This window comes from Ruegeria sp. AE4, assembly GCF_056542185.1.
Genome location: NZ_JBQFZK010000011.1, coordinates 73,140 through 86,418, shown reverse-complemented (window position 1 = coordinate 86,418; position 13,279 = coordinate 73,140). Strand labels below are relative to the sequence as shown.

Annotated in this window: 15 protein-coding genes; 9 read left to right on the top strand and 6 right to left on the bottom strand. The window is 59.7% G+C overall.

Features of this window, described 5'->3' with window-relative positions:
• Positions 1–25 precede the first annotated feature (25 nt).
• The gene (locus ACR0EK_RS14150; protein WP_209505620.1) at positions 26–565 is read right to left on the bottom strand and encodes an adenine phosphoribosyltransferase; all 540 of its coding nucleotides are present in this window, start codon (positions 563–565) and stop codon (positions 26–28) included.
• Positions 566–890: 325 nt separating this feature from the next.
• Here ACR0EK_RS14150 and ACR0EK_RS14145 point away from each other — a divergent pair, with 325 nt between their 5' ends.
• Positions 891–1,064, top strand: a complete 174-nt coding sequence (locus ACR0EK_RS14145) for a hypothetical protein (protein ID WP_209505622.1) — start codon at positions 891–893, stop codon at positions 1,062–1,064.
• An 8-nt stretch (positions 1,065–1,072) separates the two neighbouring features.
• Here the strand turns inward: ACR0EK_RS14145 and ACR0EK_RS14140 are convergent, their stop codons facing one another.
• The 3 genes from ACR0EK_RS14140 to ACR0EK_RS14130 all read right to left on the bottom strand — a co-directional run bounded on the left by ACR0EK_RS14140 (position 1,073) and on the right by ACR0EK_RS14130 (position 3,516).
• Positions 1,073–1,702 carry a LysE family translocator gene (locus tag ACR0EK_RS14140; RefSeq protein WP_480900290.1) on the bottom strand — a complete coding sequence of 210 codons (630 nt, stop codon included), beginning with the start codon at positions 1,700–1,702 and terminating at the stop codon, positions 1,073–1,075.
• 314 nt (positions 1,703–2,016) lie between these two features.
• Positions 2,017–2,889, bottom strand: a complete 873-nt coding sequence (locus ACR0EK_RS14135; protein WP_480900289.1) for an S-methyl-5'-thioadenosine phosphorylase — start codon at positions 2,887–2,889, stop codon at positions 2,017–2,019.
• Between the two features lie 66 nt (positions 2,890–2,955).
• Positions 2,956–3,516 carry an invasion associated locus B family protein gene (locus tag ACR0EK_RS14130; protein ID WP_480833052.1) on the bottom strand — a complete coding sequence of 187 codons (561 nt, stop codon included), beginning with the start codon at positions 3,514–3,516 and terminating at the stop codon, positions 2,956–2,958.
• A 165-nt stretch (positions 3,517–3,681) separates the two neighbouring features.
• Between ACR0EK_RS14130 and ACR0EK_RS14125 the strand changes: the two genes are divergently transcribed.
• The gene (locus ACR0EK_RS14125; RefSeq protein ID WP_480900287.1) at positions 3,682–5,316 is read left to right on the top strand and encodes a SulP family inorganic anion transporter; all 1,635 of its coding nucleotides are present in this window, start codon (positions 3,682–3,684) and stop codon (positions 5,314–5,316) included.
• Positions 5,317–5,451: 135 nt separating this feature from the next.
• Here the strand turns inward: ACR0EK_RS14125 and ACR0EK_RS14120 are convergent, their stop codons facing one another.
• On the bottom strand, positions 5,452–6,057 hold the full coding sequence (locus ACR0EK_RS14120; protein ID WP_480900285.1) for a flavin reductase family protein: 606 nt from the start codon (positions 6,055–6,057) through the stop codon (positions 5,452–5,454).
• A 72-nt stretch (positions 6,058–6,129) separates the two neighbouring features.
• Here ACR0EK_RS14120 and ACR0EK_RS14115 point away from each other — a divergent pair, with 72 nt between their 5' ends.
• The 5 genes from ACR0EK_RS14115 (at position 6,130) to ACR0EK_RS14095 (ending at position 9,192) form a co-directional block, all read left to right on the top strand.
• Entirely contained in the window at positions 6,130–6,624 is a 495-nt protein-coding gene (locus ACR0EK_RS14115; RefSeq protein WP_267363076.1) for a GNAT family N-acetyltransferase, read from the top strand.
• A 52-nt stretch (positions 6,625–6,676) separates the two neighbouring features.
• Entirely contained in the window at positions 6,677–7,420 is a 744-nt protein-coding gene (locus ACR0EK_RS14110; RefSeq protein ID WP_480900283.1) for an EcsC family protein, read from the top strand.
• Between the two features lie 140 nt (positions 7,421–7,560).
• Positions 7,561–8,022: an NUDIX hydrolase gene (locus ACR0EK_RS14105; RefSeq protein ID WP_480560369.1), complete on the top strand. Its 462-nt coding sequence runs from the start codon at positions 7,561–7,563 to the stop codon at positions 8,020–8,022.
• 72 nt (positions 8,023–8,094) lie between these two features.
• Positions 8,095–8,550 carry a DUF1178 family protein gene (locus ACR0EK_RS14100; protein WP_480546425.1) on the top strand — a complete coding sequence of 152 codons (456 nt, stop codon included), beginning with the start codon at positions 8,095–8,097 and terminating at the stop codon, positions 8,548–8,550.
• A gap of 3 nt (positions 8,551–8,553) precedes the next feature.
• On the top strand, positions 8,554–9,192 hold the full coding sequence (locus ACR0EK_RS14095) for an SDR family NAD(P)-dependent oxidoreductase (RefSeq protein ID WP_480900281.1): 639 nt from the start codon (positions 8,554–8,556) through the stop codon (positions 9,190–9,192).
• Here the strand turns inward: ACR0EK_RS14095 and ACR0EK_RS14090 are convergent.
• Entirely contained in the window at positions 9,186–9,542 is a 357-nt protein-coding gene (locus ACR0EK_RS14090; protein WP_480488468.1) for a hypothetical protein, read from the bottom strand. The two genes, ACR0EK_RS14095 and ACR0EK_RS14090, sit on opposite strands and share 7 nt — an antisense overlap.
• A 165-nt stretch (positions 9,543–9,707) precedes the next feature.
• On the opposite strand from ACR0EK_RS14090, the gene ACR0EK_RS14085 reads away from it, so the two are divergent.
• Complete coding sequence (locus tag ACR0EK_RS14085) at positions 9,708–10,946, top strand: aspartate kinase (protein ID WP_480488466.1); 1,239 nt, start codon at positions 9,708–9,710, stop codon at positions 10,944–10,946.
• A gap of 46 nt (positions 10,947–10,992) precedes the next feature.
• The gene (gene ptsP / locus ACR0EK_RS14080) at positions 10,993–13,236 is read left to right on the top strand and encodes a phosphoenolpyruvate--protein phosphotransferase (RefSeq protein ID WP_480507789.1); all 2,244 of its coding nucleotides are present in this window, start codon (positions 10,993–10,995) and stop codon (positions 13,234–13,236) included.
• The last annotated feature ends 43 nt before the right edge of the window (positions 13,237–13,279 follow it).

The following is a 13,279-nucleotide window of genomic DNA, read 5'->3' as shown; positions in this document are numbered from 1 at the left end:
GTTAAGAAGTCCGAAGGTTGCCGCGTTAAAGCCCTTCGAATTCGCACAGGACATGCACGTCCATGCCCATATCTTCTAATACTTTGCGCCCGCCGAGGTCAGGCAGGTCGATAATGAACGCGCATGAGACGATCTCACCGCCCAAACGCTCGATCAGTTTGATGCCCGCCGCCGCAGTGCCGCCTGTGGCCAGAAGGTCGTCAACGACAAGGATTTTTTCGCCTGGCTGGATGGCGTCATCGTGGATCTCGACGATCGCTTCACCATATTCCAGCTTGTAGTCCTGGCTGATCGTTGTGCCGGGCAGCTTGCCTTTCTTGCGGATCGGTACGAAGCCCAGGCTCAGCTGATGCGCAATCGCCCCCCCAAGGATAAAGCCCCGCGCTTCGAGGCCGACAACCTTGTCGATGCGTTCCCCGGCATAGGGGTGCAGCATCTGGTCAATGGCCATCCGAAATCCGCGCGGATCGGCAAACAGCGTCGTCACATCGCGAAACAGAATTCCTTCATGCGGAAAGTCGACAATCGTCCGGATGTAGTCTTTGACAGTCTTGTTCCTTGACATGAACCAACCCTTTTCCGCTTCAAATACCAAAACGTGTTTGGCCCAAGAGGGTTAGCCATGCAAGGAACAATTCATTCACGCGATCACCAGCGGCACGAAACCACAGCCTTGGGCAATCCGTAATACCGGTAAAGCGTGGCAGGCAAACATGACAGGTGCGGCTTGCGCATTTGCGTTGATCTCGCAAAAGAAAGGCCCCAGACGGTTTGAAGGTTCATTGCCATTTCCGTTCCGGTGCTGTTAAGTGCCCGATAACGACAATCACTATGCTATGTATACACAATGCATCGCCTGAATTAACGAGCATTTGCTAGGAGCAACGCGCGTGCCAAAGAAAGACGGCAAGGGATCAACGAAGAAAAACAGCCAGCTGGTTCTGCGTCTGGACAAGGATGAACGCGACGCGTTTGTCGAGTTGTGCAGGGAGCTGGATACATCAGCTGCCCGCGAAATCCGCCGGTTTATCCGCGGGTTCATGAAGGAAAACGCCGAAAACTGAAAAAGGGGTCAGGCCGGGCGGCGCAGAACTGCCGTGGCGAAACCCATCCCGATCAAGGTCAGCCCGCCAAACCGCGTCATGCCGGTGATCACGCTGGCGCGGCCAATCAGCCGCCGCAACCGGTCGGCCAGCAACGCATAAGCCAGCGCATTCAGCCAGGCCAGCCCGACAAAAGTGGCGATCAGGATGGCAAATTGCGGCCCCAGTGGTTCAGCCGGGCGCAGGAACTGCGGCACAAAGGCGATGAAAAAGGCGATGGATTTCGGGTTCAGTGTCGTGACTGCGGCCGCATGTCCAAACACGCTGCGGGGGGTGACATCCCGCCCGGTCGCGACCGTTCCCAAACCACTTGCCGGGGCGCTTCGCAGCAGTTTAACCCCAAGCCAGACCAGATAGGCCGCTCCGACCCATTTGAGGACGGAAAACAAGGTGGCCGAGGCCAGAACAAGCGCGCCCAGTCCCAACAAAGACGCGGTCATTGCCACAAGATCCCCCACAGCGACCCCTGTGGCCGAGGCCACGGCAACGCTGCGCCCCTTGGACAGCGCATAGCTCAGCACCAACAGCACGGTTGGGCCAGGGATCAGCAGCAAGGCGGTGGATGCGGCAACAAAGGCCAGCCAGAGTTCCAGAGACATAAGGGTCTGCTCGCAATACGTTCCTTTGGTACCGCTATAGCCAAACTACCAGTACTTGACAATTTTCATGGCGACCAGCTTTCGGGCCCTTCAAATCGGTCGGATCAGGCCGAGACTTGCACGAAAACTGATACGAGTGCGATCCGTCACAACCGTCGCATTCTTGCGGCGAGTATCCCGGCAGAAAGTACCCGCATCCCCTGTGCCCGGACAGTTTCGAGCGCAAGGGTCGATGCCATGCTTGGACGCTTGAACAACGTGATCCGGAAAACCGATCTGCTGTCGGCTGCAATGCCCGACGCGTCGCGCAGAACCTACAGAATCCGACCCGCCACCGCGTCCAGCTTGGCCAACAGCGCCGGGTCGCGCTTTTCGGGCGCAGTCAGGATGGCATATTCCAGCGCCCGGTCACAGCCATGCGGACAGGGCGCGCGGTCGGTCCCCAACAGGATGGGAAGGCCTTTGACCAGTGCACGGCCCTTGTCGGCATTGCCGGTCAGGGTCGCAATGATGGTGGTCACATCCACCTCGCCATGATCCGGGTGCCAGCTGTCAAAATCGGTGACCATCGCGATTGAGGCATAACAAAGCTCGGCTTCGCGGGCGAGCTTGGCTTCGGGCATGTTGGTCATCCCGATCACGTCGCAGCCCCATTGCTCACGATACATCTTCGATTCCGCCAGAGACGAAAACTGCGGCCCTTCCATCGCCAGATAGGTGCCGCCGCGATGGATCGTGATACCGGCAGCCTTGCCTGCGGTCTCACAGGCGTCCGACAGGCGCGGGCAGGTCGGGTGCGCAACGCTGACATGGGCGACGCAGCCTGTTCCGAAAAAGCTCTTGTCGCGCGCAAATGTCCGGTCGATGAACTGATCGACGATGACAAAATCGCCCGGTGCCATGTGTTCGCGAAACGACCCGCAGGCCGAGACCGAGATCACATCCGTCACACCAAGCCGTTTCAGCGCGTCGATATTGGCGCGATAGGGCACATCGGTGGGCGAATGCACATGCCCGCGCCCATGGCGCGGCAGAAAGGCCATTGCGACACCGTCCAGCGACCCGGTCAGAATCTGATCCGAGGGCGCCCCCCAAGGGGTATCGACACTGACCCATTCCGCATTTTCCAGCCCATCGATGTCATAGATGCCTGATCCGCCGATAACGGCAATCCTGGTTTGGGTCACTGTCCTGCTCCGCCTGAAATACTGATATTGAATTTGTGCGGGTTCGGCCCGAAATTGACAAGAGGTCTATTCCTGTTTCGCCAGCAGGTTACGCTGTTGAGATTGCGTATTGAAATCCGCCCACGCGGATCCAAACTCATCCAGCGGCCACGTCAGGTCCTGCGATTGACCATGCCTGTCACGAAACTCAAAACGATACGCATCCCCGTTCAGCATGGCATCCAGCAGGCTGTCGGCGCGATGATCCTCGAATGTGCAGCTTAACCCTGTCAGGCACCCGGGGCGCCGCGTGCGCCAGATCACATCCTGATCTTTCTCTATGCGGAATCCAGAAGGGCTGAAGAAGGTGCCGGGCTCAATCCCGAACTCGATTTTGAAACCATCTGGTTCAGGTGTGATGAACATGAATTGCGCCGCAAATTTCGGACGCAAGGAAAACACCTCGGCGCGCCTTATGTAGCAGCGCTTCACCAAAGTACCGGCTTCCTCACGCTCGTCACAAATCGAATTCCAGATGCCGAAAATTTCATGGTGCGTGACACGCCAGTTTCCAGCCGTGTCATTCCCTTGCAAGTCCTGTGCAAAGGCGGGCAGGGCCGATAGAAATATAAGGGCAATCCAACGCATGAACTCACATTTGGGTGCTTGATCCGGGTGCCGCAAATCACGTTGCCGAGAGGCGAGTTATGCGCTGTGCGCATGGCTGCATCCCACCTCCTGCGGTGGCTTAACAGCGGCGCGCCCGCTACAACGACCCCTTCGCGCGAACATAATATCCTATAGGACTGTCCAATGCCCCGAGCCTTGCTGGCAAGTTTTGCCAACCGTATCGCCATACCCGATCTGCGCTGGGTGCCGGATGAGGGGCTGACCTTCTCTCGCCTGCGGATCGAGCTGCTGTCCGGCCTGACCGTGGCCCTCGCGCTGGTGCCCGAGGCCGTGGCCTTTGCTTTTGTGGCAGGCGTGCATCCGCTGGTGGGCCTCTATGCCGCGTTCCTTGTGGGGCTCATCACCGCGTTGATCGGCGGGCGACCCGGCATGATCTCGGGAGCGACGGGCGCGCTGGCGGTCGTCATGGTGGCTTTGGTGGCCGAACATGGGGTCGAATACCTGTTCGCGACGGTGGTTCTGATGGGAATCCTCCAGGTTATCGCCGGGGCGATGCACTGGGGCCGCTTCATCCGACTGGTGCCGCACCCGGTGATGCTGGGCTTTGTGAATGGCTTGGCCATCGTGATCTTTCTGGCCCAGATGGGCCAGTTCAAGGTGCCGGGTACCATGGAAAACACCGGTCACGGCATGGGTGGTGGAGAATGGCTCTCGGGTGCGCAGCTATACACCATGCTAGGCCTTGTAGCACTGACAATGGCGGTGATCTGGGTGGTGCCGCGCATCACGCGTCTCATTCCAGCACCTTTGGCCGGTATTCTGGTTGTCGCTGCGCTGGTGATCGGTCTGGGGCTGGATGTCCCGCGCGTCGGTGATCTGGCCTCGATCGAAGGTGGCCTGCCTGCCTTCCACATCCCGATGGTTCCGCTGAACTGGGGCACGCTTGAGATCATCCTGCCCTACGCCGTCATTCTGGCTGCGATTGGCCTGATCGAATCCCTGCTGACCCTGAACCTTGTGGGCGAGATCACCGGCAAGCGCGGCGGGGCTTCTCAGGAATGTATCGCGCAAGGTGCGTCGAATATCGTGACCGGCTTTTTTGGTGGCATGGGTGGCTGCGCGATGATCGGTCAGTCGATGATCAACGTGAAATCCGGTGGCCGGACCCGCATCGCGGGGATCGCTGCGGCGCTGTTTCTGCTGACCTTCATCTTGTTTGCCTCACCGCTGATCGAACAGATCCCGCTGGCCGCGCTGGTTGGGGTGATGTTCATGGTGGTGATCGGCACCTTTGCGTGGAACTCGTTCAAGATCCTGCGCAAGGTTCCACTGACCGACGCTTTTGTCATCGTTCTGGTCACCGTCGTGACAGTGATGGAAGACCTCGCGGTTGCTGTTGTGGTCGGTGTCATCGTGTCGGCTCTGGCCTATGCTTGGAACAACGCCAAGCGCATCCACGCCGTCACCCGTGAGTCCGCGACCGAAAAAGGGGCGAAGGTCTATGAAATCCAGGGGCCGCTGTTCTTTGGGTCATCGGATGGCTTTATCGAACTCTTCGATGTGCCGAATGACCCGGAAACCGTCATCGTCGATTTCGCTGAAAGCCGTGTGGTTGACCAGTCGGCGTTGCAAGCCATCGAAAATATCGCGGCCAAATACGAGGCCGCGGGTAAACGCGTCATGCTGCGCCACCTGAGCCGGGATTGTCACAAGCTGTTGAACAAGGCAGGCCACCTGATGGTCGACAGTGACGATGACCCGGATTACGAACTTGCCGTGGATTACTCGGTCCGTACCGGCATTCTGGGCGGCCACTGATCCATTTGCGAGGCTCTGCCTCGCGCTCCGGGATATTTGAAGCCAGATGAATGAAGGATCCCTGCTTCATCTGGCCAAAAAATATCCCGGGGGAGCCGCCCGGAACGGGTGGTGGGGGCAGAGCCCCCGACACCCTCAATCATCCGGGCGATTGAGCGAGAACAACTCGGACACGACCGAATAGTCCCGGTACCCAAGCCGCGCCAGAGGTTTGAATGAGGTTACGTCGAACTTGCACTCTCGGATGTGGTCGTCGAGCAGATGTACGCCTGTTACTTCGCCGAACACGACGCGGTTGGCCGCGCCCGGCAGAGTGACGATCTGGGTCAACTTGCATTCCAGTGCTGCCGGGGCGCCTTGTACGCGGGCGCAGGGTATGGTTTCACATTCAACCGGGGTTAATCCGGCATGGGCAAACTCGTCCACCTCCTTCGGAAGGCTGGCCGAGCTGGCGTTCATCGCATCCTGATGCGCAAGGGCCACGACATTCACGCAGAATACCCCTGTCGCCTCGATATTGGCGATACTGTCCTTGCCGCCGATCTGATCGTGTTTCGTGCCGGTTGTGGCAAACATCACCTGCGGCGGTGTGTAAGCAACCCCGTTGAAAAAGGAATAGGGTGCCAGATTGTTGATCCCATCCGCATCACGGGTCGAGATCCAGCCGATCGGGCGTGGCGTGATAATGGCATTGAACGGGTTGTGCGGCAGGCCGTGGCCGTCTTCGGGGCGGTAGAACATCATATCTCCAAGCGTTTGCCCAAGGCGTAACGAAGTGCTAGGGCGATTTCCAGCAAGGAAAAGAGGGCGGGTGTGCAGCAATTCGGGATCAGGCCAGAAGAGCCGGACGATTGGTGGGAGGTCGAAGCCCTCTATGACCTGTGCTTTGCGCCGGGCCGTGAGGCGTTGTCGTCCTACCGGTTGCGCGATGATGTGCCGCCGGTTTCTGACCTGTCACTGGTCGCGCGCGACGGTCAGGGCATTCTGGCCGGGGCGATCCGCTTCTGGCCGGTCCATGTCGGCGAACACGACGCATTGCTGCTAGGCCCGGTTGCCGTACACCCAACCCACCAGGGCGAGGGTCTGGGCGGGTATCTGATCCATGCCGGTGTCGAAGCCGGGCGTAAGCGCGGGTGGCAGCGGGTCATGCTGGTCGGTGACGAACCCTATTACAGGCGATTTGGTTTTGCGCGGCTGCAAGGTGTCGAGATGCCACCGCCCACCAACCCGGACCGGGTTTTGGGGCTAGAACTGATGCCCGGTGTCTGGTCCGGAGTTCAGGGGGCTGTCACCCGCTGGACCCGCTGACCTATTGAATCGACACGGCTTAACGCCGATGTTGATAGGCAGGAGGACGCACATGCAGAACGTGGTTCTTGTCGAAAACGTGGATGCCGAGGCTGAACTGGATCGTTTGGCGGGTTATTACCGATCTGCCGGAGGGGCTGGTGTCAAACTGCTGAACAAGCTGGGCGGATCAGCCGAGTCACTGCTCGAGCAATTGCCCGATCCGGTTCGGAACGGCCTGACAGGGGCTACCGAGCAGGCGCTGTGGCTTGCGATGCACGCGGCTCAGGGGTCCCGGCGTGCGATCCCTGATCAGCAGCCCTGGGTCAATACCGCGCTTGCCACGGCCATGGGCGCGGCCGGCGGGCTGGGCGGTGTTTCAACAGCCCTGATGGAGCTGCCTGCAACAACCGCCATGCTGTTGCGCGCCATTCAGGGGGCCGCCGCGCGCGAAGGTTTCGATCCGTCTGCCGAGAACGTAAAGTTCGACTGTGTGCGGGTTTTGTCCGCATCGGGCCCGCTGTCGCATGATGACGGTGCGGATCTTGGCTTTTTCTCGGTGCGCCTGACACTGACGGGTCCGGCCATGCAGCGTCTGATTGCTGCAGTGGCACCACGCTTTTCAATCGTGCTGGGGCAAAAACTGGCGGCACAGTCCGTCCCGGTGCTCGGCGCGTTGGCCGGTGGTGGAACGAACTATGTCTATTCGCGCTATTACCAGCAAATCGCGCGTGTGCATTTCGGCCTGCGAAGATTGGCGGTTGATGCCGATATCCCGCATAACGAGCTGGTGAAACAGCTGTCAGCCCGTATGTGATCAACAAATGCGCCATCACGCCGGACTTGGCGGACACCACTTCATATGGTAGTTTTTCAAGAGAAAGGCGCTAAATAGGCGTGTCCTGCGGGCCTATAACGCCAACGGGTCCTTTGCCCGAACAAAAGGTGCGTCGCGCAATGAATGCAAGACCGGTACTGCGTGAATTGGCTGAGACTGCGGAACACCCTGTTTTGCGGCAATCCTCTGCCCTGTGTTACCGGATACGGCGTGGCCATCCAGAGGTGTTGCTGATCACGACACGCCGGGCCCAGCGGTGGATTGTCCCCAAAGGGTGGCTCATCCCCGGCCTGACCCCATCGGAAACCGCAGTGCAGGAGGCCTGGGAAGAAGCGGGCGTGACGGGGCGATGCAGCAAAGCGGGGCTGGGGCAGTTTCTGCACGTCAAGCACCACCCAAATCAGCCCCCGACCTTGATTCTGGTCGATGTTTTTGCGCTGCATGTACAGGTAATGTCGCAGGACTTCCCCGAAAAGCACGAGCGCAGGCGCAAGTGGTTTGCACCTGAATGCGCGGCCCAAAAGGTCAGATCACCCGAGCTTGCCGAATTGTTACGCGACTTTAAGACCCATACGCATTAAGATAGCGCCAGAGAGGCTTGATATTGTCAGTCTGGTCGGTATCTATTCGCCAATCGTAATTTTGGACTGAACATGATTCAATACGCGTTGAAATGCAGTGAAGGCCACACATTCGACAGCTGGTTTCAATCCGCAGAAGCCTTTGACAAGCTGGCCTCTGCCAAGATGGTGACCTGCGCGATCTGCGGATGTACGCAGGTTGCGAAGGCGATCATGACACCGCGTGTCCGACCGGCCCGGAATGCGCAGGGAAAGCCCGAAAACGCGCCTGCATCCAATGAACAGATCAACGTCGCCACCCCTTCGCCCGAGATCGAGAAAGTTCTGGCCGAAATACGCCGCCATGTCGAAAAGAACTCGGACTACGTTGGCAAGGATTTTGCAAGCGAAGCGCGCAAGATGCATCTGGGAGAGGCGCCAGAGCGTTCGATCTATGGTGAAGCCAGACCGGATGAGGCGAAATCGCTGATCGAAGATGGCGTGCCGGTGGCACCGCTGCCGTTTCTGCCCAGCAGAAAGACCAACTGATCCATGCATGTCGTGATCACCGGTGCCAATCGCGGTATCGGCCGCGCCCTTGCCACGCGCTACGACACCCGCGGTGACGCGGTTACCGGAACCGCACGCGATGGCAGTGCACAGGTCTGTCTGGACGTGTCGGACCCGGCCCAACAGGCAGCAATGGCCGAACAGCTGAAAGACCAGCCCGTTGATCTTCTGATCTGCAATGCCGGGGTCTATCTGGACAAGGGGCACACGATCAACGACTACCCCGCCGAAATGTGGGCGCAAAGCTTTGCCACCAACGTGACCGGCGTTTTCCTGACCGTTCAGGCCTTGTTGCCCAATCTGCGCGCCGCAGGCGGCAAGGTCGCGATCATCTCGTCGCAGATGGCGTCCCATACGCGGGCGCCGGGGGGCAGCTATATCTACCGCGCTTCCAAGGCGGCGGCGCTGAATCTGGGGCGAAACCTGGCGACGGATCTGAAAGCCGACAGGATCGCCGTGGGCATCTATCATCCGGGCTGGGTGCAAACCGACATGGGCGGCGCGGCCGCTGATATTGATGTCGATCAGGCCGTCTCGGGCCTGATGGAACGCTTTGAGGCCCTGTCAATCAGCTCTACCGGCTGTTTTGAAACCTATGACGGGCAGGCGCACGCTTACTGACCGGTCAGCGCCGCTTTGGGAATTTCATAGACCTCACCGGGTTCAATATAGACCACAAGCACGTCACCCAGCGTTTCATAAGTCATCTTCGAGGTCGAGCTGCTGGACTCCGGCGCACCATCCTTGAAATAGATGTTGCGCACCTTGCCACCCCCCAAAGCCACGGCCAGCGTCGTTGTGCCGTCATCATGGCGGCGCAGCTCTGCATTGCAGCTTTGCATCGGGTCACCGGCATTTGCGGCGCAGGGCACCTTGCCCAGTGCATTCTTTCCGTCCGTGCCGGCCACACTGGCAACCTGCGCCAATGCAGGCGATGACAACAAAGTAACGGCAAGGGCTAAGCGAAACATGGGGAACCTCTTGATTTGGTTGTTACTCGCAGGCTGACACCGCACCTGCGCAATGTAAAGCGGCCCTGTGCCACAGGCGGGTCCTGTTTGCGCTCTTGCTCTTGGGGTGCCCCTCGCTTATGAGGCTCGGGACCTCTAATCCAAGGCGCGGAGACATTTGCCCCCATGCCCGTACTCGTTATGAAATTCGGCGGCACTTCGGTCGCCAACCTGGACCGCATCCGCCGTGCTGCCAAGCGCATCGGTGTCGAAGTTGCCAAGGGCTATGACGTGATCGTCATCGTCTCGGCCATGTCGGGCAAAACCAACGAGCTGGTGGGCTGGGTGAACGAGACCTCGCCGCTGTTTGATGCACGCGAATACGATGCCGTTGTATCTTCGGGCGAAAACGTCACCGCTGGGCTGATGGCGCTGACATTGCAGGAAATGGATGTTCCTGCGCGCAGCTGGCAGGGCTGGCAAGTGCCGCTGCTGACAACCAGCGCGCACAGCCAGGCGCGGATCGAAGACATCCCGACCACGAACATCAACCAGAAATTCGGCGAAGGCATGAAAGTGGCCGTTGTGGCCGGGTTTCAGGGGCTCAGCCCCGAAGGCCGCATCACCACGCTGGGCCGGGGTGGCTCTGACACCACTGCCGTGGCTTTTGCCGCCGCGTTTGGTGCGGAACGCTGCGACATCTATACCGACGTGGACGGCGTCTATACCACCGATCCGCGCATCTGCGAAAAGGCGCGCAAGCTGGACAGGATCTCGTTCGAGGAAATGCTCGAACTGGCGTCGCTGGGCGCCAAGGTGCTGCAGACCCGCTCGGTCGAGCTGGCAATGCGCTACAAGGTAAAACTGCGCGTTCTTTCAAGTTTCGAAGAACAATCCGACGAGGCCGGTACGCTGGTCGTTGACGAGGAGGATATCATGGAATCCAATGTTGTGGCCGGTGTGGCCTATTCCCGTGACGAGGCCAAGATGACCGTCGTTTCGGTGGCGGACCGTCCCGGTATCGCCTCGACCATCTTCACCGCGCTCAGCGATGAGGGCGTCAATGTCGACATGATCGTGCAGAACATCTCGGACGAGGGGCGCACGGACATGACCTTCTCGTGCCCCACCGATCAGGTGGTTCGTGCCGAAAAAGCGCTGCTGGCGATCAAGGACAAGGGCGAGCTCAACTATGCCGAACTGGTCGCCGATACCGGTGTCTGCAAGGTCTCGGTGGTGGGAATCGGTATGCGCTCGCAATCGGGTGTCGCGGCCAAAATGTTCAAGATACTCTCGGATGAGGGGATCAACATCAAGGTCATCACAACCTCCGAGATCAAAATTTCCGTTCTTATCGACAGGAAATACATGGAACTTGCCGTTCAGGCACTGCATGATGCCTTTGAACTGGACAAGGCGGCCTGAGCTGATCGGCCAAGGGTTTCGCCTGACACACTGAATTGGTTGGGCCATGGCGGACGGCACGGAAACAGAATCCCGCAAGCTGCTGGGGCGGTTGCGCGAGGCGATGGCCAGCGAAGCCGCTGGACAGGAGCGTCTTGATCAGATCACTCATCTGATCGCCGACAGCATGCGCAGCGAAGTGTGCTCAATCTATCTGTTCCGCGATGATGAGACCCTGGAACTCTGTGCGACCCAGGGGCTTGCGCCTGAATCGGTGCACCAGACCCGTATGCGCATGGGCGAGGGGCTGGTGGGCAGGGTCGCCAAGACCGGCAAGGTGGTCAACACCCCGGATGCGCCGTCTGAAAAAGGGTTCCGGTATATGCCGGAAACCGGGGAAGAGCGGTTTTCGTCCTTTCTCGGCGTGCCGGTGCAGCGCCTTGGGGAAAAGTTGGGTGTTCTGGTTGTCCAGTCCCGCAAAGCGCGCGAATTTTCCGCCGACGAAATCTATGCGCTGGAAGTGGTGGCCATGGTGCTGGCCGAAATGACCGAACTGGGCGCCTTTGTCGGCGAAGGCGCGGCACTGTCGCCACGGCACCAGCAATCGGTCCTGCTGCGCGGCGGCCCGGCGCAGGAAGGCTCCGCCGAAGGCCATGTCTGGCTGCATGAACCCCGTGTGGTTGTCACCAATCCGATCGCCGAAGACCCGCACCGGGAACGCGAACGTCTGAACGAGGCGGTGGAAGAGCTGCGCGTCGGCGTCGACAAGATGCTCGAGATTTCCCGGGATGGTGATACCGAACAGCTCAAGGTGCTGGAAGCCTACCGGATGTTTGCCAATTCCAAAGGCTGGATGCGCCGGATGGAAGAGGACATTGCTCTGGGGCTCAGTGCCGAGGCCGCGGTCGAGAAAGAACAATCTCAGGCGCGCGCCCGGATGGGGCAGGTGTCCGATCCCTATCTGCGCGAACGGCTGGCGGATCTTGACGACCTCAGCAACCGTTTGCTGCGCATTCTGACCGGGCAGGGAAAAACCGACAGCGCCGATCTGCCGCCCGATCCGATTCTGGTCGCGCGCAATATCGGCCCCGGTGACCTGCTGGAATACGGGCGGGCGTTGAAGGGGATCATCCTCGAAGAGGGTTCAGTCGGCAGTCACGCCACCATTGTGGCCCGTGCGCTGGCAATCCCTTTGGTGGTCCATGTGGGCCGGATCACGACCGAAGCGCTGAACGGCGACCATGTGCTGGTGGACGGCGATCAGGGCGTTGTTCACCTGCGCCCCGAAGACAGCGTGGTCAGCGCCTTCCGCGACAAGATCGCGATGCAGGCCAAGGCACAGGAACGCTATGCCTCGATCCGCGAAACCCCCTGTGTCACACGCGACGGAACGCGCATCAATCTGGTGATGAACGCGGGCCTTATGGCCGATCTCCCGTCGCTGGGAACGTCGGGTGCCGAAGGTGTTGGTCTGTTCCGAACCGAGCTGCAATTCCTGATCCGCAATCAGATGCCCAAACGGTCCGAGCTTGTCACCCAGTATCAGCGGGTACTGGATGCGGCGGGCGACAAAAGGGTGGTGTTCCGCACACTCGATATCGGGTCGGACAAGGTGCTGCCCTATATGAAACACGTGGCCGAACCCAACCCGGCCCTGGGTTGGCGCGCCATTCGAGTCGGTCTGGACAAACGCGGCGTGATGCGGATGCAGTTGCAGGCCCTTCTGCGCGCCGCCAATGGGCGCCCGCTGACCATCATGTTCCCCTTTGTCGCGCAGGCCGAGGAATATCGCGAAGCCCGCTGGGAGGTGAACAAAACCATCGAACGCGAAAAGCGACTGGGCCACGTTCTGCCCGAAACGCTTGAAGTCGGCGCGATGCTGGAAACTCCATCGCTGGCCTTTGCGCCGCAAAAGTTCTTTGACGAGGTCGATTTCATCTCGATCGGCGGGAATGACCTCAAGCAGTTCTTTTTTGCGGCTGACCGCGAAAACGAACTCGTCCGCCGCCGCTATGACACATTGAATGTCAGTTTCCTGAGCCTGATGGAACGCATTGTCGAACGCTGCGGTCTTTCGGACACCCCGCTCAGTTTCTGTGGCGAGGATGCGGGCCGCCCGGTCGAGGCGCTGTGCCTTGCGGCCATGGGTATTCGCACCCTGTCGATGCGCCCGGCGTCGATTGGTCCGGTCAAAAGCCTGTTGCTGCGGTGTGACCTGATGGAGGTGCGCAAAATCATCGCGGACGCACGCCATCGTGGCGAACAATCCGTGCGCCCGGCCGTGATGGAGTGGCTGCGCAGTCAGGTATAGCCCGCAAAACCTCGCTTTTTGGGGAAACTATGCTTGATTTTTT